The organism is Streptomyces sp. WM6386 (assembly GCF_000972385.1).
Classification (GTDB): Bacteria; Actinomycetota; Actinomycetes; order Streptomycetales; family Streptomycetaceae; genus Streptomyces.
In genome coordinates this window covers 15835-42448 of record NZ_JXTE01000041.1, presented here as the reverse complement: position 1 = coordinate 42448, position 26614 = coordinate 15835, and the positions used below count along the sequence as shown (strand labels likewise).

Annotated in this window: 20 protein-coding genes; 7 read left to right on the top strand and 13 right to left on the bottom strand. The window is 72.1% G+C overall.

Annotated features, from left to right (window positions below):
• The first annotated feature begins 173 nt into the window (after positions 1 to 173).
• The 3 genes from glgX to TN53_RS24360 all read left to right on the top strand — a co-directional run bounded on the left by glgX (position 174) and on the right by TN53_RS24360 (position 6882).
• The gene (glgX, locus tag TN53_RS24370) at positions 174 to 2291 is read left to right on the top strand and encodes a glycogen debranching protein GlgX (RefSeq protein WP_046260757.1); all 2118 of its coding nucleotides are present in this window, start codon (positions 174 to 176) and stop codon (positions 2289 to 2291) included.
• Between the two features lie 619 nt (positions 2292 to 2910).
• Entirely contained in the window at positions 2911 to 5271 is a 2361-nt protein-coding gene (gene treY, locus TN53_RS24365) for a malto-oligosyltrehalose synthase (RefSeq protein WP_046260756.1), read from the top strand.
• A 360-nt stretch (positions 5272 to 5631) separates the two neighbouring features.
• On the top strand, positions 5632 to 6882 hold the full coding sequence (locus TN53_RS24360; protein WP_046260755.1) for a M14 family zinc carboxypeptidase: 1251 nt from the start codon (positions 5632 to 5634) through the stop codon (positions 6880 to 6882).
• 22 nt (positions 6883 to 6904) lie between these two features.
• Here TN53_RS24360 and TN53_RS24355 read toward each other — a convergent pair whose 3' ends face one another.
• From TN53_RS24355 to TN53_RS24345, 3 genes are all read right to left on the bottom strand, one after another.
• Positions 6905 to 7336 carry an SSI family serine proteinase inhibitor gene (locus tag TN53_RS24355; RefSeq protein WP_095046705.1) on the bottom strand — a complete coding sequence of 144 codons (432 nt, stop codon included), beginning with the start codon at positions 7334 to 7336 and terminating at the stop codon, positions 6905 to 6907.
• Entirely contained in the window at positions 7333 to 8697 is a 1365-nt protein-coding gene (locus TN53_RS24350; RefSeq protein WP_046260754.1) for a M14 family zinc carboxypeptidase, read from the bottom strand. Before TN53_RS24350 ends, TN53_RS24355 begins: the two co-directional genes overlap by 4 nt.
• 161 nt (positions 8698 to 8858) lie before the next feature.
• Positions 8859 to 9410 carry an FHA domain-containing protein gene (locus tag TN53_RS24345; RefSeq protein WP_046260753.1) on the bottom strand — a complete coding sequence of 184 codons (552 nt, stop codon included), beginning with the start codon at positions 9408 to 9410 and terminating at the stop codon, positions 8859 to 8861.
• A 185-nt stretch (positions 9411 to 9595) separates the two neighbouring features.
• Between TN53_RS24345 and treZ the strand changes: the two genes are divergently transcribed.
• Complete coding sequence (gene treZ, locus TN53_RS24340) at positions 9596 to 11341, top strand: malto-oligosyltrehalose trehalohydrolase (RefSeq protein WP_046260752.1); 1746 nt, start codon at positions 9596 to 9598, stop codon at positions 11339 to 11341.
• Between the two features lie 182 nt (positions 11342 to 11523).
• Here treZ and TN53_RS24335 read toward each other — a convergent pair whose 3' ends face one another.
• The gene (locus tag TN53_RS24335) at positions 11524 to 12459 is read right to left on the bottom strand and encodes an aminoglycoside phosphotransferase family protein (RefSeq protein ID WP_046260751.1); all 936 of its coding nucleotides are present in this window, start codon (positions 12457 to 12459) and stop codon (positions 11524 to 11526) included.
• A gap of 48 nt (positions 12460 to 12507) precedes the next feature.
• The gene (locus tag TN53_RS24330; RefSeq protein ID WP_046260750.1) at positions 12508 to 13635 is read right to left on the bottom strand and encodes an aminopeptidase P family protein; all 1128 of its coding nucleotides are present in this window, start codon (positions 13633 to 13635) and stop codon (positions 12508 to 12510) included.
• Between the two features lie 186 nt (positions 13636 to 13821).
• Between TN53_RS24330 and TN53_RS24325 the strand changes: the two genes are divergently transcribed.
• Positions 13822 to 14565 carry a phosphodiesterase gene (locus TN53_RS24325; protein WP_046260749.1) on the top strand — a complete coding sequence of 248 codons (744 nt, stop codon included), beginning with the start codon at positions 13822 to 13824 and terminating at the stop codon, positions 14563 to 14565.
• Here the strand turns inward: TN53_RS24325 and TN53_RS24320 are convergent.
• A complete protein-coding gene (locus TN53_RS24320) occupies positions 14558 to 15142 on the bottom strand; it encodes a PDZ domain-containing protein (RefSeq protein WP_046260748.1) in 585 nt (194 codons plus the stop codon). The genes TN53_RS24325 and TN53_RS24320 overlap by 8 nt on opposite strands.
• Positions 15143 to 15325: 183 nt before the next feature.
• Positions 15326 to 16186 (bottom strand): LysR family transcriptional regulator, encoded by an 861-nt coding sequence (locus tag TN53_RS24315; RefSeq protein ID WP_046260747.1) that lies wholly within the window; start codon positions 16184 to 16186, stop codon positions 15326 to 15328.
• 86 nt (positions 16187 to 16272) lie between these two features.
• On the opposite strand from TN53_RS24315, the gene TN53_RS24310 reads away from it, so the two are divergent.
• Positions 16273 to 17007 (top strand): glutamine amidotransferase-related protein, encoded by a 735-nt coding sequence (locus tag TN53_RS24310; RefSeq protein ID WP_046260746.1) that lies wholly within the window; start codon positions 16273 to 16275, stop codon positions 17005 to 17007.
• On the opposite strand, the gene phsA is transcribed toward TN53_RS24310, so the two are convergent.
• Both phsA and cyc2 read right to left on the bottom strand, forming a co-directional pair.
• Positions 16995 to 18872, bottom strand: coding sequence for an O-aminophenol oxidase PhsA (phsA, locus tag TN53_RS24305; RefSeq protein WP_046260745.1), 1878 nt, complete (start codon positions 18870 to 18872; stop codon positions 16995 to 16997). The two genes, TN53_RS24310 and phsA, sit on opposite strands and share 13 nt — an antisense overlap.
• A gap of 233 nt (positions 18873 to 19105) precedes the next feature.
• Complete coding sequence (gene cyc2, locus TN53_RS24300; RefSeq protein WP_046260744.1) at positions 19106 to 21268, bottom strand: germacradienol/geosmin synthase Cyc2; 2163 nt, start codon at positions 21266 to 21268, stop codon at positions 19106 to 19108.
• 168 nt (positions 21269 to 21436) lie between these two features.
• Here cyc2 and TN53_RS24295 point away from each other — a divergent pair, with 168 nt between their 5' ends.
• The gene (locus TN53_RS24295) at positions 21437 to 22672 is read left to right on the top strand and encodes an endonuclease/exonuclease/phosphatase family protein (protein WP_046260743.1); all 1236 of its coding nucleotides are present in this window, start codon (positions 21437 to 21439) and stop codon (positions 22670 to 22672) included.
• A gap of 7 nt (positions 22673 to 22679) precedes the next feature.
• Here TN53_RS24295 and TN53_RS24290 read toward each other — a convergent pair whose 3' ends face one another.
• The 4 genes from TN53_RS24290 to TN53_RS24275 form a co-directional block, all read right to left on the bottom strand.
• Complete coding sequence (locus TN53_RS24290; RefSeq protein WP_046260742.1) at positions 22680 to 23429, bottom strand: ABC transporter ATP-binding protein; 750 nt, start codon at positions 23427 to 23429, stop codon at positions 22680 to 22682.
• A gap of 47 nt (positions 23430 to 23476) precedes the next feature.
• Positions 23477 to 24484 carry an ABC transporter permease gene (locus TN53_RS24285; RefSeq protein WP_324609625.1) on the bottom strand — a complete coding sequence of 336 codons (1008 nt, stop codon included), beginning with the start codon at positions 24482 to 24484 and terminating at the stop codon, positions 23477 to 23479.
• A 66-nt stretch (positions 24485 to 24550) separates the two neighbouring features.
• Positions 24551 to 25345 carry an ABC transporter permease gene (locus tag TN53_RS24280; RefSeq protein ID WP_046260741.1) on the bottom strand — a complete coding sequence of 265 codons (795 nt, stop codon included), beginning with the start codon at positions 25343 to 25345 and terminating at the stop codon, positions 24551 to 24553.
• Complete coding sequence (locus TN53_RS24275) at positions 25342 to 26316, bottom strand: ABC transporter substrate-binding protein (protein ID WP_046260740.1); 975 nt, start codon at positions 26314 to 26316, stop codon at positions 25342 to 25344. The genes TN53_RS24280 and TN53_RS24275 overlap by 4 nt, the downstream gene beginning before the upstream one ends.
• Positions 26317 to 26614: the final 298 nt, after the last annotated feature.

The window sequence follows — 26614 nt, the reverse complement described above, 5'->3', positions numbered from 1 at the left end:
CCCCTGCTCCCCCTGGTCACGGGAGTATGTGATTGCCCCACAGGTCTGCGCATACCTCGTATGCACCGGTCGGCCGGTAAGAGGGACGTAAGTCATAGGTGGTTCCATCACTTTCGGGGAGACTCGGGGTCAAGGCGCCCCGGCGGCGGGCACGAGCTGAAAGAGTCGTATCCATGCAGGTCTGGCCTGGAGAGGCGTATCCACTCGGTGCCACGTACGACGGCGCCGGCACCAACTTCGCGGTCTTCACCGAGGCCGCGGACCGAGTAGAGCTGTGTCTGCTGCACGACGACGGCTCGGAGACGGCGGTGGAGCTGCGGGAGAGCGACGCGTTCGTCCGGCACGCGTATCTGCCCGGCGTGATGCCGGGCCAGCGCTACGGATTCCGGGTGCACGGCCCGTACGCCCCGGAGCGCGGACAGCGCTGCAACTCCGCGAAGCTGCTCCTGGACCCGTACGCGCGCGCGATCAGCGGGGCGATCCAGTGGGGCGAGGAGGTCTACGGCTACCACTTCGACTCGCCCGACAAGCGCAACGACCTGGACTCCGCCCCGCACACCATGAGCTCGGTCGTGGTCAACCCGTACTTCGACTGGGGCGACGACCGCCGCCCGCGCACCGACTACCACCACACGGTGATCTACGAGGCCCATGTGAAGGGCCTCACCATGCGCCACCCCGGCCTGCCCGAGGAACTGCGCGGCACCTACGCCGCCCTCGCGCACCCGGCGGTCATCGAGCACCTGACGGAACTGGGCGTCACCGCGCTGGAGCTGATGCCGGTCCACCAGTTCGTGAACGACCACCGGCTGGTCGACATGGGCCTGAACAACTACTGGGGCTACAACACCATCGGCTTCTTCGCCCCCCACAACGCGTACGCCTCCTGGGGCGACCGCGGCCAGCAGGTCCTGGAGTTCAAGTCGGCGGTGCGGGCGCTGCACGAGGCGGGCATAGAGGTCATCCTCGACGTGGTCTACAACCACACCGCCGAGGGCAACCACCTGGGCCCGACGCTGTCCTTCCGGGGCCTGGACAACGCGTCGTACTACCGCCTCACCGACGATCCCCGCTACTACATGGACACCACGGGCACCGGCAACTCCCTGCTGATGCGCTCCCCGCACGTCCTCCAGCTGATCATGGACTCGCTGCGCTACTGGGTCACCGAGATGCATGTCGACGGCTTCCGCTTCGACCTCGCGGCGACCCTGGCCCGGCAGTTCCACGAGGTGGACCGGCTGTCGTCCTTCTTCGACCTGGTGCAGCAGGACCCGGTGGTCTCCCAGGTGAAGCTGATCGCCGAGCCGTGGGACGTCGGCGAGGGCGGCTATCAGGTGGGCAACTTCCCGCCGCTGTGGACGGAGTGGAACGGCAAGTACCGCGACACCGTGCGCGACCTGTGGCGCGGTGAGCGGCGGGCGGTCGCGGAGTTCGCGTCCCGGCTGACGGGCTCCTCCGACCTCTACCAGGACGACGGGCGGCGCCCGTTGGCCTCCATCAACTTCGTGACCTGCCACGACGGGTTCACGATGCACGACCTCGTCTCGTACAACGACAAGCACAACATGGCCAACGGCGAGGAGAACCGGGACGGCGAGAGCCACAACCGGTCCTGGAACTGCGGAGCCGAGGGCGAGACCGACGACCCGGACGTGCTGGAGCTGCGTGCCCGGCAGATGCGGAACTTCATCGCCACGCTGATGTTGTCCCAGGGCGTGCCGATGCTCAGCCATGGTGACGAGTTCGCCCGCACGCAGCGCGGCAACAACAACGCCTACTGCCAGGACAGCGAGGTGGCGTGGGTCCAGTGGCCCGAGGAGGGCGAGGTCTTCGGCGATCTGCTGGCCTTCACGCGCGCGATGGTGTGGCTGCGCCGGGACCATCCGGTCTTCCGCAGGCGGCGCTTCTTCCACGGGCGGCTCGTGGAGGGCACCCATGACGAGCTGTCGGACATCGCCTGGTTCACCCATGAGGGCGAGGAGATGACCCAGCGGGACTGGGACCGGGCGCAGGCGTCGGCCATCTCGGTGTTCCTCAACGGCAACGCGATCTCCGAGCCGGGCCCGCGCGGGGAGCGCATCGGCGACGACTCGTTCCTGCTGATGTTCAACCCCTCGCACCGGACGCTGGACTTCGTGGTGCCGGTCAACCACGGCCGGCAGTGGGAGGTCGTCGTCGACACCGCCCTCGCCGACGGCGTGCCGCCGGGCACGGGCGCCAAGGTGCAGGCCGGGGACCGGCTGACACTGGTGGACCGGAGCATGACGGTACTGCAGCGGCCGGTCTAGGACCTGCCCGGTCCAGGGACTGCCGGTCGGCACGCGCGCGTGGAGCGTGCTCCCGATCTACCGGGCGCACGAAGCCGGCCTCGCCGCCAGTGCGAACGCGAAGGCGAGCGCGCCCGCCAGGCTTAACGCCGCGGCGGGGCCGGACAGGCACGGATCGTCGCGTCGCCGGCGTCGGGACGGGACCGTTTCGTCGTGCTGCCGGCGTCGGGACGGGACCGGGGCGTCGAGTCGCAGGCGTCTCGACGGGACCGGTCCGTCGCATCGGCGTCTGGTGCAGGGCGAAGCCGCTTCCGCACACGGCCACCGACACCGCGGCTGCGGCCAGTGCGTAGGCCGGGTGGGCCATGACCGTGGCGAGGCCGACCAGGGCGGGGACCAGGACGAAGGAGATCGGCGTCCGCACGGCGGGGGCCAGGGCGATCAGGAGGGCGCGGGCCAGGGGGCCGGTCAGCGGCACGGTCGCACCCGCCGTCGCGCCGAGGACCGCGAGGAGCGGTGTGGGCGGTCCGCCCAGGGCTCCGGTCCCATGGGCCCCATCGCTTCGAAGCCAGCCACGCGCGCGAGGGGACGTGCACAGGGCGATGACACGAAACACGGTGGGGCGGGTACGTAGGTCTGCATGACACCTGAGCGACCCGACCCGGTGGTGCCGACCGCCACGTACCGGCTGCAGCTGCAGCCCGAGTTCCCCTTCGCCGCCGCGGCGGCCGCCGTGCCGTACCTGGCCACGCTCGGCGTCTCGCATCTGCACCTGTCCCCCGTCCTGGAGGCGGTCCCCGGCTCCGCGCACGGTTACGACGTCGTGGACCACGCGCGCGTACGGGCCGAACTGGGCGGCGAGGAGGGGCTGCGCGCGCTGGCCGACACCGCGCGGCGGCACGGGCTCGGCCTGATCGTGGACATCGTGCCGAACCACATGGCCATGGCCCCGCTCCACAACCGTGCCCTGTGGGAGGTGCTCAGGGAGGGCCCCAAGTCGCCGTACGCGCGATGGTTCGACATCGACTGGGAGGCGCAGGGCGGACAGGTGCTGCTGCCGGTCCTGGGCGGCCCGCTCGGCTCGGTCATCGGTGACCTGCGGGTCGACGGCGACGTCCTGCGCTACCACGACCACGCCTTCCCGTTGCGCGAGGGCACCGGAGAACTGCCGCTGCCGCGGCTCCTGGACGCGCAGTGGTACCGCCCGGCGTGGTGGCGGCTGGCCCGTACCGAGCTCAACTACCGGCGTTTCTTCAGCATCTCGGAGCTCATCGGGGTGCGGGTGGAGGACCCGGAGGTCTTCGAGGCCACCCACGCCAAGATCCTCCAGCTGCTCCACGAGGGCGTCGTCGACGGGCTGCGGATCGACCACCCCGACGGTCTCGCCGACCCCGACGCGTATCTGCGCAGGCTGCACGAGGCGACCGGCGGCCGCTGGACGGTGGTGGAGAAGATCCTGGCGGAGGGCGAGCCGCTGCCGGCGTCCTGGCCGGTCGCGGGCACCACCGGGTACGACGCCCTGCGGCACATCGACGGCGTGCTCACGGACCCGGCCGGGTTCGGCGAACTCCTCGGTCAGTACCGGCGGTTCGCGGCCCCGCAGACGGACCGGGGCGGGCAGTGGGAGGCGACGGTGCGGCGGGCGGCGTACAAGGTGCTCGCGCACGAGCTGGCCGCCGAGACCGAGCGGCTGACCCGGGTGGCGGTCCGGCTGTGCGCCACGTCCCCGGAGCCCGCGCTGCGCGACCGCGCTCCGTGGGCGCTGCGCACCGCCCTGCAGGAACTGCTGGTCCGTATGGAGGTCTACCGGCCCTACGGCTCCGTCGACGCCGCCTCCGTCCTCACCGAGGAGGCCGCGCAGGAGGCCCGGCAGGCGTTCGTGGTGCCCGAGGAGGCCGGTGCGGTGGACGTGGTCCGCGCTCTGGTGCTGGGGCAGGCGGGTGAGGGGCCCGAGCATGTGGAGTTCGGGACCAGGTTCGCGCAGACCTCGTCGGCGCTGCGGGCCAAGTCCGTGGAGGACACGGCGTTCTACCGCTATGTGCCGCTGCTGTCGGCGACCGAGGTGGGCGGGAATCCGGGCGCACCCGCGGTGTCCCCGGGCGACTTCCACGCGTACTGCGCGCGCGTGCAGCGCGACTGGCCGGCGACCGGCACGGCGGTGTCGACGCACGACACCAAGCGCAGCGCCGATGTACGGGCCGCGCTGGCCGTCCTCACCGAGTGCCCGCAGCGCTGGGCCGACGTCCTGGCCGAGGTGACCCGCACCGGCGAAGGGGTGCCGGACGCGCAGCTGGCGTGGGCGGCCTGGCAGACGGTGTTCGGGCTCGGCCCGGCGGACCCGGAACGGGTGCAGCAGGCGCTGCTGAAGCATGTGCGCGAGGCCGGGCTGTACACGAGCTGGACGGAGCAGGAACCGCCGTACGAAGAGGCGGTGGCGGCCTTTGTCGCGGCGGGGCCGTCCGGGGCGCCGGGCGAACACGTGGCCGCCTTCCGCGGTGCGCTGGGGCCGTCCGTCCGGGCGAACATGCTCGGCACGGCGCTGCTCCATCTGACCATGCCGGGGGTGCCCGACATCTACCAGGGCACAGAGGCCGAGTACCGGGCCCTGGTGGATCCGGACAACCGCCGACCCGTGCGGTTCCCGCCCGAGGAGCCCGGTGAGAAGGGCGCGCTCACCACGGCGGCGCTGCACCTGCGGGCACGACGCCCCGCCGCGTTCGGCGACTCGGCGACGTACGCGCCGCTGTCCGCCGAGGGTCCGGCGGCGGCCCACTGCCTGGCGTTCGCCCGCTCCGGGGAGGTCGTCACCGCCGTGACGCGGCTGTCGCTGCGGCTGGCGGAGGCGGGCGGCTGGCGCGAGACCCGGTTGCCGCTGCCACCGGGCCGATGGACCGATGTCCTGTCTCCGGGAAGGGAGTTCACGGGGCACGTGCGCGTGGCGGAGCTCTTCGAGGGGCTGCCGGTGGCGTTGCTGGAGCGGGTGGAAGCGGACCGCGACTGAGCCGGGCCTGCCAACTCACCCCGGGCGCAGGCGCCGTCACCGCACGCCGTCGCACGGCCCGGCCCACCGGCTCGTGACCGCGTGCGCTCCCGGAGCCCGGACCGGGCGGCCGGCGCGCGGTGACGGGCGACGGCGCACGCTCGATCCACACCGCGAACGGCCATCGGATGGGGTCCGGAGGTGCGCGCCGGCGCCCGGGCCCGTCCCATCCGACCCCGGCACCCCCGCTGGCACCAACGGCCGTTCCAGCTGGCGGTAAATGCATCCGGGCGCCCCCTGGAGGCTCCCCCGTTGCGCGCTTGACACTTCACAGAGGGCGTGGCGTACTGCGGATTGCGAAGCCGGGCGGATGTGTCGGGGGTGAGTCTCCTGCCGGAGCTGCGCTACCCCACAGTGACCGAAGTCGTCACGTCCGCAAGGGCGTTGACCGCTCGGCGGCCCGCTCTGTGCACCCTGCGTCAGGTCGGCCGGTCCCGGGCGGGCAGACCCCTGCATCTGCTGTCCGTGGGCCATGCCCGGCGTGCCGTGCTCGTCGTCGCCGGCGCCCACTCCAACGAGCCGACCGGTGGTGCGACCCTCCTCGATGTCGCCGAACGTGTGGTGCACGAAAGGGAGTTGAGGCTGGAGACGTCCTGGCACTTCCTGCTGTGCGCGGATCCCGACGGGGCGAGCCTGCACATCACGCCCGCGCCGCGCAGCCTGTTCGACTACCACCTCGGTTTCTTCCGGCCCGCGGGCCACGAGCAGCCGGAGTGGTCCCCGGCCGTGCTGCCGCCGGACCGGCTGCCACCGGAGACCCGGGCCCTGACCGGCGTCATCGACGAGTTGCGCCCCTACCTCCAGGTCACCCTGCACGGCACCGATCTGGGCGGCAGCTGGGTGCAGTTGACGAAGGACATCCCAGGTCTCGCGGAGCCGTTCGCCAAGTCCGCGGCGGAGCTGAACATCCCGGTGGAGACGGGCGCCTCGGACGCCGCGGGCTGGCCCGCGTCCGGGCCCGGGGTACATGTGATGCCCGCCCCGGGCGCGGGGGCGGCGTACCCGAGCATGCCGGACGACGCGCGCAACAGCACCTGGTACCACGCGCACCGGTACGGCGGGCTGACCGCGATCGTCGAGGTGCCGATGTGGGCGAGCGACCTGGTCGACGACCCGGCACCGCATCCGGCCCCGGCCGTCGCGCTGCGGCGTCTGGCGGGGCGGCTGCTGCAGGACGCGCGGCAGGTGGAGCGGGTGCTCGCCGACGCCACGCCGCGTCTGCCGGACGTCGAGGGGCCGCTGCTGCGGGCCTCCAAGTGGGGCCTGGAGCTGGTGCCGGGGCTGGCCGCGGACTGGATGCACACCCCGCCCGCCGACAACACGCGCGCGTATGTGGGCAGCGTGGACGCGTTCGCGCGTCGGCTGCCGCTGCGGGCGGCGTCGATGCTGCTGCGGGTGCTGCTGGAGTACGACGACCGTGCGGCGCCCCGTCTGGAGCGGTTGGTGGCGACCTGGAGCGAGGCTTTCGCCGACCGTTTCCAGGCCCGGTGGGTGCCGTTGGAGCACCAGATCGAGCACCAGTCCCGCACGGTGGTGGCGGCGGCGATCCACGCGCGCGCGAGGGCGTCCTGAGCCCCGCCGCCACCGGCCGGACTCAGGTGGTGGCGAGGCCGTCGAGCGCGAACACCGATCCGGTCCGCCCGGCCATCACACAGCCGTTGGAGAAGGTCTCCGCGTAGTCGACCGGCCGCCCGTTCCACTGTCCCTGCGCGCGTGCGGTCACCGGGGCGTAGTTCATCGGGCAGTAGGTGTTCTTCGCCGGGAGGGCGGCGAGGTCGCCGGTCGCCGCCTCCAGTTCCGCGCAGGCCTCGGCCGCTTTCCCGTGTCCCTGGGGCGGGTCGCACAGCAGCAGCGTGCCGCGGGTGTCGCTGGACCGGGCGTCGCCCCTGGTGACCGTGAGGAAGAGCCAGTTGTCGGTGCGGGAGTCAGCGGGCGCCGCCTGCGCGGGGGCCGTGGTGGCGACGAGGAGGGCGGCCGCGGCGAGCAGCGAGCCTCGTACCGCCTTCGATGCGGTGCAGTTCTTCATTCCAGATGCATCGGCACGGCGGCCTGGGATCCCCACCCCGACTCACCCGAACGGGAGCTCACGCGCGTGTGGCGCCCGGCCAGTTCGAACACGGTCTGCACCACCCGCGCCTGGTACTCCACCTGGCGGGCGACGGGGATCCAGCGTGCCCCGCAGCCGTCGCGGTAGTCGGCGCACCACTCGTCGATGAGGCGGTCCAGCTCGGGCAGGGCACCGACCGGGTCGGTCCCGGCGGCCCTCACGAGCTGGTGCAGCAGGCCCGCGGTGCGCAGCGTCAGGCGGCGGCCGGAGATCCGCAGGGCGGCCAGGTGGCCGGTGCTGAGGGGCGGCAGCGGATGGGATCCGTCGTCGACATCGGGATCCCAGGAGTCCGCGATGCCGGGGCAGACCAGTAAATAGTCGTCGACCGGTGCGAGCAGCCGCTCCGCGTCCGGGACGGCGGTGACGAAGGGCCGGACGCGCGCGAAGAGGCGCTCCAGGCGCTGGGTGTCGTGGCGCAGGGTGCGGCTGACGCCGCGCAGTACGGCGGCCGCGTCGACGGGCGGGGAGCCGTCCTCGACTGCGGTCACGCCCCACATGGGCGCCTCGACGATCGCGGTCACGGTGCCGTACCGGTGCGGGTGGTACCAGGTCGACTCGACGGCGGCCTCGGTGATGGCGGCGGCCAGGTCGCCCCGGCGCGGCGGCGGGATACGGAACACGGCGGGCCCCAGGACCGGCCAGTACAGGGTGTCGTACGGGCCGAGTTCGCGGGGGATGCCGAGCCGGGCCGCGTGGTGGGCGACGCGGCCCGCGAGGCCCGGCAGGTCGTGGGTCAGCTCGACGAAGCCGCCGCCCACGTCGACGCCGTGCAGGGAGCACTGGAGGAAGGGCCGCAGTTCGTCCTGGACGTCGAGCAGGGCGCGGGTCTCCGGCAGCGTGACGGCGTCGGCGCCGTCGGGCAGCCACTCGGGCTGTTCCAGGAAGCCGGGCCGGAAGAAGTTCCGGAAGTGCCGGCCGAGGGTGTACGGGCCGTGCAGCCAGCCCTCGTTACGGCGCAGACCGTCGGGGTCGAGGCTGAGCAGCAGGTTCCAGGTGGCGTCGGCGCCCTCGGTGAGCAGGGGGTCGGCGAGGGCGCGTTCGGCGAGCCGCAGGACGGTGCCGCCGCCCACGGGTTCGTTGGCGTGCGGGCCGGCGACCACGAGGGCCTGGCGGGTGCCGTGGCCGACGGACAGCAGCCACAGCGGTGTGCCCGCGCGGGACGTGCCGACCGTGCGGAGTCTGGCGTCGCCGGGGTGGCGGGCGACGAGTGCGGACGCCCGGGCGCCCAACTCGTCGACGGTCGGGTAGCGGAGGAGTGGCGGCAGGGCACACCTCCACAAATATGGTGCCGTCGGTTCACCTGATGTGCATGGTGTACGCACAGTGAGTCACGACTTGTGGGGTACGTCAACACCGCGGTCGGCAAAGGGATCTGAGCCCTCGACAGGACGTAAACCCCAGGCCAGAGCTAAGGTTCGGCTCAGTTCATGGACGCCTCGGCTCAGTCGGCGGAGAGCCGGAACCACATCCGCCCGAAGCCGATCTGGTCGCCCTCACGGACCACGGCTGCCCCGATGACACGCCGCCCGTTCACCGTCGTGCCGTTGGTCGAACCGAGGTCCCGCAGCACCCACATGCCGCCCTGGCGGCTCAGTTCGGCGTGCACCCGGGACACCGTCTCGTGGGTCAGCCTCAGTCCGTTGGCGGGGTCGCGGCCGATCCGCAGCGGGTATCCGTTGCCGGGGTGCGGCAGCAGCAGCTTGGGCAGCCGCTCGGCCTGCCAGGCACGGCGCAGCCGCTGGGTGAAGCCGGAGACCGCCTCCACGGAGCCGAACACCAGCCGGGAGAAGCGTCCTTCCGAGGGCAAGTCGGCGGTGAGCGCCGCGAGTTCGTCCGAGCGGCGGGCGGCGAGCGCCAGTTCCATGCGCCGGATGAACGTGTCGTGCGACAGCCGACCCATCGCGACGCCGTCACGGAGCACGTTCAGCGCCTTGTCGCGCTCCGCGTCGGAGAGCCGCGCGGGGTACGTGTTGAACTCGAAGGACGACGTCACGTTCGTGATTGTCGGGCAGTGAACGCCGGGTGTCCAGAAAACGTGAGAACAGCCGCCACGCGCGTACACGTGACGCCACCTGCCACGACACCCGCCGCAAAAGGGAAGATTCAAAAGCGGATCGGTCCTGTTTGAAGCACGATGGACGGGCTACATCACGGTGAGCAGACGAAGGGGAACCGTCCGTGCAGTTCGAGGTGTGGGCACCGCAGGCCGACCGTGTGACGCTCCGGTGCGACGGCGCCACGCGCGCGTTGGAGCGCGATCCGGAACGGACCGGATGGTGGCGAGGTGAGGCGCAGGCGCGGGACGGCTCCCGGTACGGCTTCGCACTGGACGACGGCCCCGTGCTGCCGGACCCGCGCTCGCGCCGCCAGCCGGACGGCCCGGACGGGTTGAGTGCGGTCGTCGACCAGGGGAGGTACACCTGGCACACGGAGTGGGCCGGACGGCCGCTGCCGGGCGCGGTCCTGTACGAGCTGCATGTGGGCACGTACACGCGTGACGGCACCCTGGAGGCGGCCGCCGAGCGCCTCGGGCATCTCGTCGAACTGGGCGTCACCCACGTCGAGTTGATGCCCCTGTGCCCCTTCCCCGGCCGGCACGGTTGGGGGTACGAGGGCGTCTCGCTGTGGGCCGTGCACGAGCCGTACGGCGGGCCCGAGGGGCTGAAACGGTTCGTCGACCGGGCTCACGAGCTCGGTCTCGGGGTGGTCCTGGACGTCGTACACAACCATCTGGGGCCGTCGGGCAATTACCTGCCCGCGTTCGGGCCGTACTTCACGGACACCCACCACACACCGTGGGGTTCCGCGGTGAATCTGGACGCGCCCGGGTCGGACGAGGTGCGGGCGTATCTGCTCGGCAGTGCGCTGGCGTGGCTGCGGGACTACCGGATCGACGGGCTGCGCCTGGACGCGGTGCACGCGCTGGCGGACACGCGCGCGTTGCACTTCCTGGAGGAACTGTCGACGGCGGTGGACACGCTCGCCGCCGAGTCGGGCCGGCCGCTGTTCCTGATCGCCGAGTCCGACCTGAACGACCCGCGGCTGATCACCTCCCGCGTTCAGGGCGGATTCGGGCTGCACGCGCAGTGGAACGACGACTTCCACCACTGCCTGCACTCCGCGCTGACCAACGAGTCCCAGGGCTATTACGCCGACTTCGGCCGCGCCCCCCTCGCCGCGCTGGCGAAGACGCTCACCGGCGGGTACTTCCACGACGGCACGTACTCGAGTTTCCGGGGCCGCCGGCACGGGCGTCCGCTGGACCGTTCACGGGTGGCCGCGCACCGTCTGCTCGGCTACGGCCAGACCCACGACCAGGTGGGCAACCGCGCCCAGGGCGACCGCCTCTCGGCGTCCCTCTCCCCCGGTCTGCTGGCGTGCGCGGCGGCACTGACGCTGACCGCTCCGTTCACGCCGATGCTGTTCATGGGCGAGGAGTGGGCGGCGGGGACGCCCTGGCAGTTCTTCACCGACCACACCGATCCCGAGCTGGCGGAGGCCGTACGGCGGGGCAGGCGGCGGGAGTTCGCCGAGCACGGCTGGAAGGAGGAGGACGTGCCCGATCCGCAGGACCCGGCGACCCGGGACCGCTCCTGCCTCGACTGGTCCGAGCCCGCACGCGAGCCCCACGCGCGCGTACTGGACTGGTACCGCCGGCTCCTCGCGCTGCGCCACGAACAGGCCGACCTCACCGACCCGGACCTCGCCGACACGAAGGTGGCGTACGACGAGCGGGGGCGCTGGCTGGCCTTCCGGCGCGGGGACGTGCGGGTGGCGGTGAATCTGGCCAAGGAACCCGCCGCGATCCCTCTGGGGCCGCGTCAGGCGCGTGTACTGGCCGCCTGGGAGCCCGTGGAGGGGCCGGGGGCGGACGGGGTGCTGCATGTGCCCGGGGAGTCGTGCGTGGTGCTTCTTCAGGAGTGAGGGGCCCGGCACGGGTGAGGGTCAGTGGCCCGGCGCGTGTGAGGGGCCCGGCGCGGGTGGGAGTCAGTGATCCGGCGCGTGTGAGGGGCCCGGCGCGGGTGGGAGTCAGTGATCCGGCGCGTGTGAGGGGCCCGGCGCGGGTGGGGGTCAGTGATCCGGCGCGGGTGAGAAGCCCGGCGCGGCTACTCCTCCTCTTCGCCCTCCCGCAGCTCCGTCACCCGCTCCAGCAGGATCGCCTCCCAGGCGTGCCGGAGCTGCACCCGTAGCTCCGGGAGCGGCGTGTCGCCGCGGCCCTCCAGGCGTTCTGCGAGGCGGACGACCGCGTCGCAGCGGGCGAGCCACAGGCCGCGCAGGCAGGGGCGGGCGCCGTAGCCCGCGAGGGTGGCGGCGCGGACGGCGGCGGGGGATCCGACGGCGAGGGCGAGCCCGGCGATGTCCTCGGCGGGGTCGCCGACGATCGCCTCGGCCCAGCCGAGCACACCGCGTACCCGGCCGTCGGCGCTGACCACGAGGTGGTCGCCGGTGAGCCCGTGGTGGACGAGGACGGACGTGCCGGGCTGGGCGGCGAGCTGGACGGCGGCCGCCGAGGTGAGCTGGTGGAGGCGGCCCGCGTCGAACTCGTCGGCGGCGGCGAGGGATCGGGCCGTGCGTTCGGCGGCTCGCCGCAGTGCCTCCAGGGAGCGCGGGGCGGTGCGCGGAACCCCGAGGGTCTCGGCCTGGCGGGCGGGCACCTCGCGCAGACCGGTGAGCAGCGCGGCCAGGTCGGCCTCACCGACGGCTGAGACGTCGTGCTCGCGCGCCGAGCCGCCGGGGAGCAGGGCGTCGAGCGTGTAGGTCAGCCCTGGTGTCCACTCGCCGTGGGCCACGCTCGTCGGGACGGCGGCCGGGACGTGCGGTCGGACGAGGTCGCGCAGCCGCAGTTCGCGGCGCTGGCGCAGGGCGGCCTCGCGGTCGGGGGCCAGGCGCAGCACATGGCGGGTGCCGACCCACCAGGTGGCGGGCTCGGCGCTCTCGGCGACGGGCCGGACGTCGGGTCCGGCGCCGCTCGATGCGTCCTTGAGGAGGGAACGGACCAGCCGGCGGACGGTGTCCGCGGTGGGTGTCGGTGCCTGGGTCATGTCGCGCCGTAGTCACTCGGGGGGTGTGCTGGGGCTCCTGATGGCTGCTCAGTCCACTATGACCATGTCGCGGGTCGTGTCGTTGAGGCGGCGGCCGCCGCCCTCGGTGACCGTGACGATGTCCTCGATGCGCACCCCGAAGCGTCCCGGCAGATAGACGCCGGGCTCGACGGAGAAGCACATGCCGGGGACGAGGGGCTGCTGTTCGCCCTCGATCATGTACGGCGGTTCGTGCGTGGTGACGCCGATGCCGTGGCCGGTGCGGTGGATGAAGTACTCGCCGTACCCGGCGTCGGCGATGACCCTGCGGGCCGCCCGGTCGACGTCCTGGCAGGCGACGCCGGGGCGTACCGCGCGGAAGCCGGCCTCCTGGGCCTCGCGCACGAGGTCGTGGACCCGGCGTTCCTCGTCGGTGGGTTCGCCGACGTGGACGGTGCGGGAGGTGTCGGAGCCGTAGCCGTCCTTGAGGCCGCCGAAGTCGAGGACGACCATGTCGCCGCGCTCGATGACCCGGTCGCCGACCTCATGGTGCGGGTTGGCGCCGTTCGGGCCCGAGGCGACGATGGTGAAGTCGACCTGGGAGTGCCCGAAGCGGCGCAGCAGACCGGCGAGGTCTGCGGCGACCTCGGACTCCCGGCGGCCGCCGAAGGGAACCTTCCGGATCTCCTCGAACGTTGCGTCAGCGGCTGCTCCCGCGGCCGCCAACAGCTCCAGCTCCGCCGCGTCCTTGACGGCCCGCAGCATCGGCAGGGCGTGGGTGAGGGAGGCGTACGAGGTGCCGGGGAGCGCCGTCTGCAGGCCCAGCAGGTGCATCGCCCAGGCGTTGTCGCTGATGCCGAACCGGCCGCCGGAGTCCAGGAGGGCGGCGGTGGCGGCGTAGGGGTCCTTGCCGTCGGTCCAGTCGCGCAGGGTCAGCGCGGACGCGCCGGTGGCGTGGGCGGCGTCCGGGGCCTCCAGGGTGGGGACGACGAGGACGGGGTCCTGGCCGGCGGCGAGGACCAGCAGGGTGAGCCGTTCGGTGATCGCGGTCGGGGTGTAGCCGGTGAGCCAGACCAGGTCCGGGCCGGGTGCCACGAGGAGTCCGGCGAGTGAGGCGTCGGCGGCAGCCCGGGCGGCGCGCTCCATGCGGGCCCGGTAGTCGTCGGCGGTGAAGGGCGCGAGCGTACGGCCGGTCATCCGGGCCTCCCTGGGCGGACAAAGGGACAACGGGGGCTACGGGCAGCATCCTGCCCGGACAGCGGGGGCCGCGCGAGCCGGTTCGCGGCGTTTTCCGACTTAACGGTTACGCATTGCTCAAGCATTAGCCCTAATGCTTAGATCGACATACGCCATTAAGGTCGATCTCAGGGGAGGCATCCGACCGTGCTCGTACTCGCGCACATCAGCGATCTGCATCTGGACAAAAGCGAACGGGCCACGGAGCGCGCGCAGCGGGTGCGCGACCGGCTGTGGGACCTGCCGGGGCGGGTGGACGCCCTGCTGGTGACGGGGGACATCGCGGACCACGGCGCGGAGGCGGAGTACGAGGAGGTCGCGCGGATCCTGGGCGACGCACCGTTCCCGGTGCTGACCTGCCCGGGCAACCACGACAGCCGCGCCCCGTACCGCAAGGCCCTGCTGGGCCTGCCGGCGGCGGACGGTCCGGTCAACAGTGTGCGCCTCTTCGACGACGCCGCGGTGCTGATGTGCGACTCCAGCATCCCGGGGAAGGACGAAGGGGCCCTGGAGGAGGAGACGTACGACTGGATCGAGGCGACGCTGGACGGGCTGGGCCAGGAACGGCGCGCGCTGCTCGCCTTCCACCACCCCCCGGTGGCGCTGCACCACCCGCTGCCGGACTCGTACCCGTTGCGGGAGCCCGACCGGCTGGCCGCGCTGCTCGAACGCCGCCCCGAGATCGCCGGGATCATCACCGGTCACGCCCACACGCCCGCCGCGACCACCTTCGCCGGGCGGCCGCTGGTGGTCGGCCCGGGGGTGACGTGGACGCTGCGGATGCCCTGGGAGGGCGAGCGGATCGCGGACCGGGACGCGCCGGTCGGGTTCGCCTTCCACATCCTCGACGACGCGGGGCGGCTCACCAGCCACTTCCGGGTGGTCATGTGACGATGCCGGGCACGGCGGTCAACTGCTGGTAACCACCGCTCTGGTGACGGACCGTCAGCTTGACTTCCTTGCCGGGGCGGGTGTCGGCCACGGCTCGGGCGAGGTCGGCGGCCGAGTCGACGCGCGTCCTGCCGACCTGGAGGAGTACGTCGCCCCGCACCAGGCCCGCCGCGAAGCCGGGGCCCGGCACATGCACGCCGACGATCACGGCGCCCGCCTTCTCGGCGTCGACGGCCTCCACGCCGAGGGCGGCCCTGGGCGGGGCAGGCGCGAGGGTGGGCGACGCGGAGGACGGCGAGGGCGACGACGGGGCGGAGCGGGTCGAGACGGGCGGGGTCCGCTCCATCTGCCGCTGCAGCTCGGCGAGTCTGCTCATGCCGATCACCGTGGCGCCGATCGTGCCGAGGCCGACGCCGGACAGGACCAGGACCGCTCCGACGAACAGCGCGAGCAGCAGGGTCCGCAGCTTTCGGGCACGGCGGGGCGCGGCGTGCGGGTGCCGGGCCGCACGGGGTTTGCTGCCGCCGCCGGGCTCCTGGCCCGGCATCGGCTTCGGACGCAACGCGGTCTGTTCCATGGCTTGCCTCCGGCTGGGGGCACCGCCCACGCCCTTGAGGCAGTGGGGGAACGGGGTCGCTCCCGGCTGGTGCTCTACCCGGGACGGCGGCGCCGGACGAACCACGAACGAGTGAGACTGACTGGCGGTCAAGAACGGGAAGCCATGGATGTTCGGGCCGATCGACAACGCGCACGTTCGAACTCAACCGGTCAGCACGTCCGCCAGCGCCGCCGCCGCTCCCCGCAGCACCCCCGCGTGGACCAGTTCTGTGCGATGGACGACTCGCGGCTCCGTGACCGGAACCGCGACCGTGCCGGGAATTCCCGTCGCCGCCGAGCGGGGCAGCAGGGTCAGGCCTCGCCCCGCCGTGGCCAGGGCGGTGAGGGTACGAACGTCCGTGCCGTCGTAGCGCAGTGCGGGGCGGAACCCGTGGCCGCCGTTCGCCGCGCGGAGGTGGGTCAGGGGCAGGCCGGCGTCGGGTGCGTCCAGCCAGCGGGCGTCGGCGAGGTCGGCGAGGCGCAGGCCGGGGCGGCGCGCGAGCGGATGCGCGTCGGGCAGCAGCACGCACACGGGCTCCTCGCCGGCGCCGCGCGTGGTCAGCGGCGCCACGTCGGGCAGCCGCAGCGGGTCGCTGGGGGCGGCCAGGCCGTCGACCAGGCCCAGGTCCGCCGTACCGGTGGCGACGGCCGCGGGAACAGCCTCGCGGGCGAGCACCCGCAGGGTCACACCCGCGGCCGGAAGCGCGGCCAGGACATGGGGCCCGAGCGCGGTCGGGGCGGCGGCGAGGACCAGCCCGTGCTCGGGCGCGGCAGCCATCCGTACGACGTCCGCGCGGGCCGCGTCCAGACGCAGCAGCAGTGGGCCCGCGTGTTCGAGGAGCCGCTCGCCGGCCGCCGTGGGCAGGACGGGACGGCGGGTCAGCAGCGGGGCGCCCAGGTCCTGTTCGAGGGCCTGGATGTGCTGGGACACGGCCGACTGGGTGTAGCCCAGCTCGCGGGCGGCCTCGGAGAAGGAGGCGAGGCGGGCGACGGTGACATAGGTGCGCAGGAGGTGCGGGTCCATGCGTCCAGGGTCGCATCAGCTCTGCTTATCGGGAGTGCAGAAATCATCGTTGGACGCGATCCGGCGGCCGCGCCCAGGATGAGGGCATGACGAACTCCGCAACCGTGACCGCCCGGATCGCCCTGGTCGGCGACCGCTCCCCCAGCGTCGTGTCCCACACCCGCATCCCCCTTCTGATGGACTCCCTCGCCGAACGCGACCGGCTCGTGCTCGACGCCTACTGGATCCCGTCCGAGGACGCCGAGGCGGAGGGCGCCGTCAGCGGGTTCGACGCGGTGTGGGTGGTGCCGGGCAGCCCGTACCGCAGCGAGGAGGGCGTGCTCGCGGCGATCCGCACCGCGCGCGTGGAGGGCATTCCGTTCCTCGGTACGTGCGCCGGGTTCCAGCATGCGCTGCTGGAGTACGCCCGTGATGTGTGCGGCCTCGCGCGCGTGGCGCACGCCGAGACCGACCCCGACGCCGAGGACCTGCTCATCGAGCCGCTGGCCTGTTCCCTCGTCGGCCACGAGGGCGTGGTCACCATCGAGCCGGGCTCGCTCGCCCAGTCCGTGATCGGATCGGAACGCACGGTCGAGCGCTACTTCTGCGCCTACGGCGCGTCCCGCCACCTCGACACGCTGCGCGCGCACGGGCTGCGCTTCTCCGGGTACGACGAGGACGGACACGTCCGGATCGCCGAACTGCCGGGCCACCCCTTCTTCCTGGCCTCGCTGTTCCAGCCCGAGCTGGCCGGCGACGGCTCGCGCCCGCACCCGATGGTCCGGGCGCTGGCGCGAGCCGCGGTGGAGCACGCCGTGCTGCACCGGGGTCAGCCCGTGTGACCCTCCCCGTGCCCGCCGTGGTGGCCGCCGCCGTGGTCGAACTTCAGCGCCTCGGGCGGCATGACGACGAAGGGCCGCATCATGCCCATGTCCTCGTGCTCCAGGAAGTGGCAGTGGTACATGAACCGGCCGTACGCCCCGTCGAACCTGCCCATGATGCGCAGCATCTGGTTGCCGGGGACCCGGTAGACGTCCTTGTAGCCCAGTTCGTTGGGTCCCAGTGGAATCGTCCTGGTCGGGTCGTACGCGATCGGTGTGCGGGTGCCGCCCACCGCCTGGTCGAAGCCCGTCACCACGTACGGGTCCCGTCCGAGCGCCTGGAAGTCGGCCAGGTGGATGTGCATCGGGTGCGGAATCGGCGCGAGGTTGAGGAAGCTCCACTGCTCGTGGCTGCCCTCGGCGATGGTGAACCCCAGGCCGTCGTTGAAGGTCCGGGCCGTGCGCCGGTAGGTCTTCGTGGTGCCGTCCGGACCGGTGACCTGGATGATGCCCTCGGCGGGGAACTGGATGCCGCTCGCGTCCTCGACCTCGGCCATCTCCCAGATCTCCGGGTGTCCGCCGCCGCCCTTGGTGCCGGGCGGAGTGAGCACGATCAGCCGGTGGCCGTGCGCCACGTCGTGCGTCATCCGGCGGAAGGAACCCGAGAGCATCTCGGGCAGCTCGAAGGTGTCGGTCTCGCAGGACTCACGGATCCGGAACTCCATGACCGCCGGGTAGCGCACATTGCCCACCGGGTCGGGCACGCCCACAGGCTGGTTGGGACCCTTGTTGACCAGACGGAGCCTGCGGCCCGCGAGACCACGGAAGTCGACGAGCAGGTCGAAGCGCTCCGCCGGGGCGGCGGTCAGGGTGGGCAGCGCCCCGTCGAAGTCGATCGGCACGGGCCGCGGCAACAGCCCGCCGTCGCTGCCGATCTGATGCACGACGCCCGGCACCGGATGGTCGTCCTCGTCCACCAGGACCAGGTCGTAGATGCGCGCGTTCGACGCGTTCACCAGGCGGAAGCGGTACCAGGCGTCGTCCACGTCGGCGTACGGCCAGATGCGGCCGTTGACCGTGGTGTACGGGCCGAGGAACGGTGTCGTGACCGGCTTGCCCGTCTCCGGGTGAGACGGGTTCACCACGATCGTCTTGTGCAGCAGCCGGCCGTTGAGAAGACCGTCCTCGTCGGTGTCGAGGTTGCGGTCGGCGAGCAGGAGCGGGATCTCCCGCTCCCCGTAGGGGAGATGGAGGGCGTCCTCCTCCTCGTCACGGACCAGGTAGGTGCCGTACAGGCCCGCCATCACGTTCCACCGCGTGATGTTCATGGCGTGGTCGTGGTACCACCACTGGACCGCCTGGTGGTCGTTCGGGTACTCGGAGAGCTGGGCGTCGCCGAAACCCACGGCGTTGTCCGTCCAGCCGTCATTGCCGCCCCCCGTCTGGGCGCCGTGCAGATGGGTCACCGACCAGGCGGGCAGGGCGGCCACGTCCTCGTCGGGCTTGACGCCGTCGCGGCCGGGCTCGGTGGTGGCGGGCGGGGTGCCCGCCGGGCGGACCGGTACCTCGACGGCGGTGACCGGGTATTCGCTGCCCTTGGGAACGCGGTTGGTCCAGGCGATGCGGAGCCGCTGTCCGCGCCGCACCTCGATGGTGGGGCCGGGCACCAGGCCCTCGTACCCCCACATCAGGGTCGGCGGCAGTTGCGGGTGCAGCCGGACCCAGGTCGGCTGCAGGGCGATCTCCGTCTCACGCAGCGCGTCGCCGGTGGCGGGCCGCAGGACGGGCGGGACGGGCAACGGCGCGACATACGGCGCCAGTTCGCCCGGCACCGCCTCCTGCTCCCCCTTGTCGCTCTCCGTGATCCTCTCGATGATGTCGGTCAAGGTCGAACACCCCCGTGTGTTCTGTGGTCTTGATTCCCTCACCCCGCAAGACTCCTGGCGCATCGCCGAAGTTCCCTGAATATCCCGTTCCGCACGAGAAGGTCCGAAAACCGCGCATGGGCACGCGAACTCCCGTTGACACCGGCGGCTGTTACGTTCAGTGACATGACGGATCACGCTCTCCGGCTCCCGCGCGAGAACCCGCCCCCGGCGGCCGGGCCCGGAGCGCCGGGTCAGCCGACGAGCGGCAGTGTCAGGGCCGGTGGCCGGTCCGGCAGGAAGCCGTGGGATCGGCGGGACAGGTACGCGGCCTTGTAGCGGTCGACGGTGCGGTGCCAGTGCAGGATGCCCGCCATCCAGTTCTGGAGGTCGGCGACGTAGTCGCGCATGATCTCGCGGGCCTCGTCCGAGAGGTCGAAGTCGTCGTGGACGACGGGCAGTTCATGCGCGGCGACATGCTGGAACTGCTGCATGCGCTGGGTCATCAGGTCGTGGACGACGTCGAGCGCGGTCGGGTAGTCGATGCCGAAGAAGTTCTGCACGACGAGGATCGCGTTGTGGACCTCGCCCTCGTACTCGATCTCCTTCTGGTACGAGAAGACGTCGTTGATGAGCATGGCGTAGTCGATGGCCGCGTTCTCCAGCGAGCGGACCGGGCCGCTGCGGTAGACCTCCGGCGGGACGGCGGGGCCGTGGCCCATCCGGCACAGGCTCATCGTGAGGTCGGAGCCGAAGGTGGCGCGGCGCATCTCCAGGTAGTCGACCGGGTCGGGGATCCGGTTCTGGACCTGGTTGGAGAGCTCCCAGACCCAGCTCTCGGTCATCACGTTCACGGAGTCCTTGAAGGTGCGCCGCCGGTCCGGCGTCATGTCCGCCGTCGTGCGCCGCCACAGGTCGATCAGGCCGCGCTCCATGCCGTTCAGGGGCGCCGGGACCTGCTCGCCCGCCACGGGCATGCAGTCCGACAGACGCTGGGTGATCAACCGGGCGGCGGCGAGGTCGCGGCGGTGGCCGAAGACCAGCGGGTAGTAGTCGTCGCCGTACGTCCCCCAGGCGAGCCACTGCGAGCTGAGGTCGAGGGCCTCGGGGGTGGCGTCCGGGTCGAGTCCCGCCGAGCACAGCGGCAGGTCGGCCGCGGCCAGCCTGTCCTCGTCCCAGACGCCCTCCTGGAGCATGCCCATCCGGTGCATCCACTCGGTGAGCCGGGGGCGGGCGGCGGGCAGATGCGGGCTGAGCTCGACCTCGAAGGGCATGAAGAAGTCGGGGAGCCGGGAAGGACCGACCTTCTGGTACGGCACATGCGTGTACGCCCGCAGCCTTTCCGCACCGGCCGAGGCGAGCAGGGCGCCGATGTCGGCGGCGGAGGTGCCCGGGCCGGTGAGTCCGTGCCAGGGCGCGGTGGAGGTGGCGCCCTCGTTCATGTAGCGGCTGGAGCGCAGGTGCCACTCGTGGCCGCCGGACTGCCAGTCCTGAAGTCCCTTGGTGTAGGCGGCGACCGCGGCGATGTCGCCCGGGGCGAGACCTTTCTCCAGGGCGAGCGCCGGCACCTCGGTGAGGGCGGTGTGCTCGAACTGGTGGAGCCGGGAGGTGAGGATGTCGTTGACGGTGTCGGCGGCCTGCTGGGTGGTGCAGCCGAAGAAGGTCTCCAGGACCAGCACACCGTTGCTGTTCTCGCCCTCGTCCTCGACCTCCCGCTGGTAGGAGAAGAGGTCGTTGCGCAGGTGGACGGCGTCGGAGAACGTCTCCATCAGGACCCTCAGCGGCCTGGATCCCGCGACGGCCACGGGCACTTCGGCGGTCGCGAACTCGACGAGCCCCGCCGACCAGGGGGCGCCGCCCACCTTGCGGCGCATCTCGATGTACTCGACGGGGTTGGCGATCCGCCCCTCGTTGATGTTGGACAGTTCCCACAGGGACTCGTTGAGGAGATGCTCGGTGGCGACGGCGAAGCGGCGGCGCCAGTCGGCCGACATGGCGGGCACGGTCCGCGTCCACAGGTCGGCGAGGCCCGCCTCGACGGGGTTCTCCGGCTCGGGCATCGGCGTGGCGAGGTCCATCGGCATGAACAGCGGCAGCCGGTCGAGGTAGGCCTTGCCGCCGGCGCGGTCCTGGGTGCGTTTGAAGATCTCCAGGAAGTGGTCGTCGAAGAAGAAGACCCACACGTACCAGTCGGTGATCAGCGACAGGGTGGGGCCGTCGCAGTCGGGGTGGGTGTAGGCGCAGAGCAGACCGTAGTCATGGGCGTCGAGGTCGGACTGCTCCCAGACCCCGGATCCCTCCAGCATGCCCATGTCGCGTGCCCACCGGCTCGAGTGGGCGCGTGCCTCCTCGACGTGCGGGTTCAGCCGCGCGGGATACGGCATGTAGAAGTGCGGGAGTTCGAAGGGCTGCGTCATGGGCGGGGCCCTACCCAGGCCCTTCCGGGGGCATCCGCGGCACGGCACATGATCACACCATCGCGTGAATCGGGGCTGAACTCGGGAGTTCTCGACGGGTCTTGTGGCGTTCATCTCTACGCGCGCAGACTGCACCCGTTCACGTGTCCCCTCCTCACCGGAGTCCCGATGAACCACGACCACAGAGCCTTCTCCCGCCGGACCGCGCTCACCGCCGTCGCCGGCGCGGCACTCGCCGGGTCCACCGCGGTCCCCGCGTCGGCGACCGGCCGCCGGACCGTCCGTTTCGCCACGTTCAACGCGTCCCTGAACCGCGGCACCCAGGGCGCCCTCGTCACCGACCTGTCCACCCCGGACAACGTCCAGGCGCGCAATGCCGCCGAGACGATCCAGCGGGTCGACCCGGACGTGCTGCTGATCAATGAGTTCGACTACGACGACGCCGGTACGGCGGCCCGGCTGTTCCTGCGGAACTACCTCGCCGTCGGCCAGAACGGGGCGGCCCCGATCCGCTTCCCGTACCGCTGCACCGGGCCCGTCAACACAGGCGTCGCCTCCGGCGTGGACCTCGACGGGCGGGGCGGCGCGGTCACCACGCCCGGTTCGGACGCGTACGGCCAGGACGCCTTCGGGTACGGCTGGTTCCCGGGGCAGTACGGCATGCTCGTGCTCTCCAAGTACCCGATCGACGCCCGCGCGGTGCGCACCTTCCGGCACTTCCTGTGGAAGGACATGCCCGGTCATGTGATGCCACCGGGCTACTACAGCGACGAGGCCCGCGCGATCCTGCGGCTGTCCTCCAAGAGCCACTGGGACGTGCCGGTGCGCGTCGGACACTCCACCGTGCACTTCCTGGTCTCCCATCCGACACCCCCCACCTTCGACGGCCCCGAGGACCGCAACGGCCGGCGCAACCACGACGAGATCCGCCTGTGGGCCGACTACATCTCCGGGCCCCGCCGCAGCTCCTACCTGTACGACGACAAGGGGCGGCGCGGTGGTCTGCGGCCGGGCTCGCGGTTCGTGATCGCGGGCGACCTCAATGCGGACCCGTACGACGGGGACAGTTACGACCACGCCGTACGGCAGTTGCTGGAGCACCCGGCGATCCGGCTGCCCGCCACACCACCGGCCAGTGCGGGAGGAGTGGAGGCGGCGCGGTCGCAGGGCGGTGCCAACGCCTTGCACATCGGGAACCCGGCGTACGACACGTCCGACTTCAACGACAACGCGCCCGGGAATCTGCGGGTCGACCACGTCCTGCCGTCCAAGGGTCTCGAGCCGTTGGGGAACGGGGTGTTCTGGCCGACGTCGGACGATCCGCTGTACCGGCTGGTCGGGGGCGGGACGAATGTGCCGACCTCGGACCACCGGCTGGTGTGGCAGGACGTGCGGGTCGCCTGACCTGAGGCTAGGTGCCCCGTACCGCCCGCCCCACCTGCGCTCTGAGCGCCACGAACTCCGGGAGTCCCCGGGTCCCGATCTGCTCCCGCTTGCCCGGCAGTTCGACGGGCAGGTCGAGGACGATGTGGGAGCCGGGGCCCGGGGACAGGACGACGACGCGGTCGCCGACGTAGACGCTCTCGTCGATGTCGTGGGTGACGAACACGATGGTCGTGCCGTCGGTGCGGTGCACCTCCAGGAGGAGGTCCTCCAGGTCCTCGCGGGTCTGGGCGTCCAGGGAGCCGAAGGGTTCGTCCATGAGCAGCAGGGAGGGGCGGCACACCAGGGCGCGGGCGATGGCGACACGCTGCTGCATGCCGCCGGAGAGCTGCCAGGGATGGCGTCCGGCGGCGCCGTCGAGGCCGACGCGTTCCAGGATGCGCTCGGCCTCGGCCCGTCGCTCGGCCCGGCCGAGGCCGCGGCGGCGCAGGGGGAGGGCGACGTTGTCGCGGACGGTGAGCCAGGGATAGAGGGAGCGGCCGTAGTCCTGGAAGACGACCGCGAGCCGGTCGGGCACGCCGGTGACGGGGGTGCCGTCGACGGTGATCTCGCCCTCGCGGGCGGGCAGCAGTCCGGCGACGGTGCGCAGGAGGGTGGACTTGCCGCAGCCGGAGGGGCCGACCACGCACAGGAGTTGGCCGTCGGGGACGGTGAGGGTGAGGTCGGTGAGGACCGGGTGGTCGCCGTAGTACTGGCCGACCGCGTCGAGGCGGAGCATGTGCGTGTGTCACCTGGCCCGGGGGTCGTGGGGTGGCTCGGTACGGGTCATGCGGTGGTCCTCCCGCTGCCGACGAGGCGTTTCTCGACCGCCAGCAGGCCGGTGTTGAGGAGGTAGCCGAGGGCGCCGAGCAGGACCAGGGCCGCCCATACGGTGAGCAGGTCGGAGCGGGTCTGGGCGTCGGTGAGGGCGAAGCCGATGCCGTTGGCGGTGCCCGGGAGCAGCTCCGAGAAGACCATGAGGATGAGGGAGAGCGAAAGGCTCAGTCTCAGGCCCGCGAAGATGCGGGGCAGCGCGGAGGGGAGGATGAGGAAACAGAGCCGTTCGACGGGGTTCAGTCGGAGCACGGCGGCGACGTCGAGGCGCAGTGGGTCGGTGTTGCGGGCGCCTTCGGCGGTGTTGATGAGGACAGGCCAGACGGCGCTGAAGGCGATCGACGCGATCTGCATCGGCGTACCGAAGTCGAGGACCACGACGAAGACCGGGACCAGCGCGGGTGGTGGGACGGCGCGTGCGAACTGCAGGACGGGGTTGCACAGGGCGTATGCGCGCCGTGAGCGGCCGACCGCGACGCCGAGGGCGATCCCGGCGACGGCGGCGAGCCCGAACCCGGCGCCCATCCGGCCGAGGCTGGGCAGGATGTCGGCGACTGCGGCCTCGGAGAGGAACACATGGCGGACGGGGCCGGAGAACCACAGCGCGTGGGCGTGGCGTGCGATGCGGCCGGGGGGCGGGAAGTAGACGCTGCCGTGCGCCCGGGCGGCCACCTCCCAGAGGGCCACGGCGACGGCGAGGACGAGCCAGCGCAGGAGGGCGTGACGAAGACCGGTCGACGGGCGCCCGCGCTGCGCCCCCTTCGAGGACCGGAGGTCGGCCGTCCCGTGCCGCCGGCTCCGGCGGGGGGAGCCTGGCGCCGGCCGTGCCGACCCGGCCTGCCCGCCCCCGCTCGGGTCCGAGGACGCGGCGCGCGGGAGACCGAGCCCGGCCCCGTCCGCGGCACGTACGCTCTCCCCCGCGCTCTCCTGACCGTCGCCCGGCCCCCGGCCACTGCTCATCGCGTCACCTCGGCCCCGGCGCGCCGCCGCTTCATGACGCCACCCCGGTCCCAGTCCCCCGCCGTCTCATGACGTCACCCCCGTCCCCCGGTGCGCCGGTGTCCACGGGAACAGCTTTCGCTCCCCCCACACCAGCACCCCGTTGATGACGAGCCCGAGTGTCCCGGCCCAGACCACGCCCGCGAGCACGTCGCGGGTGCCGTCCGTGGCGAGGCCTGCCTGGGCGATGTAGATGCCAAGGCCCTCGCCGAACCCGGCGATGATCTCCGTGGCGACGGCGAGGATGAGGGCGACGGCGGCCGAGATTCGGATGCCGGCGGCGATGAAGGGGGCCGTGCCGGGGAGTTCGACGCGCAGGAGTACCGACAGCCGGCCGAAGCCGAAGGCCCGCAGGGTGTCCCTGGCGAGGGGGTCGGTCTCGCCGAGGCCGTAGACGGTGTTGAAGAGGATCGGCCACACGGAGGCGTAGGTGACGAGCGCGACCTTGGTCTCGGTGCCCGAGCCGAGCAGCAGGGAGACCAGCGGGATCAGTGCCACGGACGGCAGCGGCCGCAGGAACTCCACGATCGCGCGTACGGCGGCGTCGACGACCGGCACGCTGCCGAAGAGAAGGCCGAGCGGGACGGCGATGGCACAGGCCAGTCCGAGGCCGAGCGCCCAGGCGCGCAGGGTGGCGCCGACCCCGTCCAGGAACACGCTGTCACCCGCCAACTCCACGGCCCGGGCGAGGACTTCGGAGGCGGGCGGGAGGTAGCTGCGGCGGACGATCCCGGCCCGGCTCACCGCCTCGCACACGCCGAGGGCGAGCAGTACGCCGAGGGCGCCCAGCCACCACTCCCGCAGCCGCCCCGTCCGCTTCACCGCACCAGCAACGTCGCCGGATCGATCGGCTTGCTCAACATCCCCTGTTTCTTCATGAGTTCGGTGAGCCGGCCGATCTGCGCCGCGTCCATGGCCGCCGGGAAGACCGGCAGGTCGATCGACTCCGCCTGTTTCTCGGTCACCTTGGTGTAGGTCGGCAGCACCTTGCGCACGGCCTCGGGGTCCGCCTCGGCGATCTTCACGGCCGCCTTGAGGGCTCGCTGGAACGCGGCCAGCGAATCGGCGTTCCTGGAGGCGTACTTCTGGGTGGTGAGGTATCCGCTGAGCGGGATGGACTCGACGGGCGCGGACGCCCCGTCCACGAGGACTCGCGCTCCCCACTCGTCCTGGATGGCGCTGTCGTAGGGCTCGACGACGTGCACGGCGTCGACCTGCCCCTTGTCCAGGGCGGCGCCCATCTGCGGGAAGGGGATCTGCCGGTAGACGGGCTTACCGGGGGCGCCCTGTTCCGCGAGGATCTCGTTGAAGGTCAGTGACTGGACGTTGTTGAGGACGTTGACGGCGAGCTTGCGGCCGGTGAGGTCGGCGACGGACTTGATGTCGGAGTCCTTCGGCACCAGCACGTCCATCATTTTCGGCGCGGCCCTGATCGACTCGGCGACGATACGGATGTCGAGGGTGCCCTTCTCGTGGGCCTGGAAGTAGGTGACGTAGTTCGCGCTCGCGACCATGTCGATCTGCCCCTTGGACAGGGCCGGCAGCGCCTGGAGGCTCTGCTGGATCTGCTGGACTCGGACGTCCAGGCCCTCCTTCTCGAACAGGCCCCGGTCCTGCGCGATGTAGAGCATGGCGCAGTCGACCAGGGGCAGCGCGGCCACGGTGACCGTCCGCCGGTCGCCGTCCGAGGACGCGGAGTCGTTGTCGTCGCCGCAGGCCGTGAGCGCGAGCGCGAGGGCGATCGCGGCGGCCGCCGCCTTTCCTCTTCCCGAACACGATGGACGTGACGCCATCCGCGCATGATGACGCTCCGCTTGGCATGATCACTACACACAAGCAAGCCAACAATCCGCCGCCGCGGCCATGCGCCCGTACGCCGCCCTGCGGACTGCTGACTCTGGCCGAGCACCCGGAGTCGCATGAACGACTGCGCTCCGAATCCGCGCGGCGGGACCGCCCGGGCGGCTGGTGTCCGACTTCGTCAACGGACTCACATCGCTGCCGATACAGGCCGGTTGAGCGCTAAGCGCTCCGCGGGAAGTGCCGCGATGTGCTGTCACCCGTCCGCGGCGCCGTCGTGGCTGGTCACGC

Coding starts and splice junctions, on each gene's coding strand:
- glgX (WP_046260757.1), top strand. CDS start 174: ATGCAGGTCTGGCCTGGAGAGGCGTATCCACTCGGTGCCACGTACGAC.
- treY (WP_046260756.1), top strand. CDS start 2,911: ATGACACCTGAGCGACCCGACCCGGTGGTGCCGACCGCCACGTACCGG.
- TN53_RS24355 (WP_095046705.1), bottom strand. CDS start 7,336: ATGAAGAACTGCACCGCATCGAAGGCGGTACGAGGCTCGCTGCTCGCC.
- TN53_RS24335 (WP_046260751.1), bottom strand. CDS start 12,459: ATGACCCAGGCACCGACACCCACCGCGGACACCGTCCGCCGGCTGGTC.
- TN53_RS24330 (WP_046260750.1), bottom strand. CDS start 13,635: ATGACCGGCCGTACGCTCGCGCCCTTCACCGCCGACGACTACCGGGCC.
- TN53_RS24320 (WP_046260748.1), bottom strand. CDS start 15,142: ATGGAACAGACCGCGTTGCGTCCGAAGCCGATGCCGGGCCAGGAGCCC.
- TN53_RS24315 (WP_046260747.1), bottom strand. CDS start 16,186: ATGGACCCGCACCTCCTGCGCACCTATGTCACCGTCGCCCGCCTCGCC.
- TN53_RS24310 (WP_046260746.1), top strand. CDS start 16,273: ATGACGAACTCCGCAACCGTGACCGCCCGGATCGCCCTGGTCGGCGAC.
- cyc2 (WP_046260744.1), bottom strand. CDS start 21,268: ATGACGCAGCCCTTCGAACTCCCGCACTTCTACATGCCGTATCCCGCG.
- TN53_RS24295 (WP_046260743.1), top strand. CDS start 21,437: ATGAACCACGACCACAGAGCCTTCTCCCGCCGGACCGCGCTCACCGCC.
- TN53_RS24290 (WP_046260742.1), bottom strand. CDS start 23,429: ATGCTCCGCCTCGACGCGGTCGGCCAGTACTACGGCGACCACCCGGTC.
- TN53_RS24285 (WP_324609625.1), bottom strand. CDS start 24,484: ATGAGCAGTGGCCGGGGGCCGGGCGACGGTCAGGAGAGCGCGGGGGAG.
- TN53_RS24275 (WP_046260740.1), bottom strand. CDS start 26,316: ATGGCGTCACGTCCATCGTGTTCGGGAAGAGGAAAGGCGGCGGCCGCC.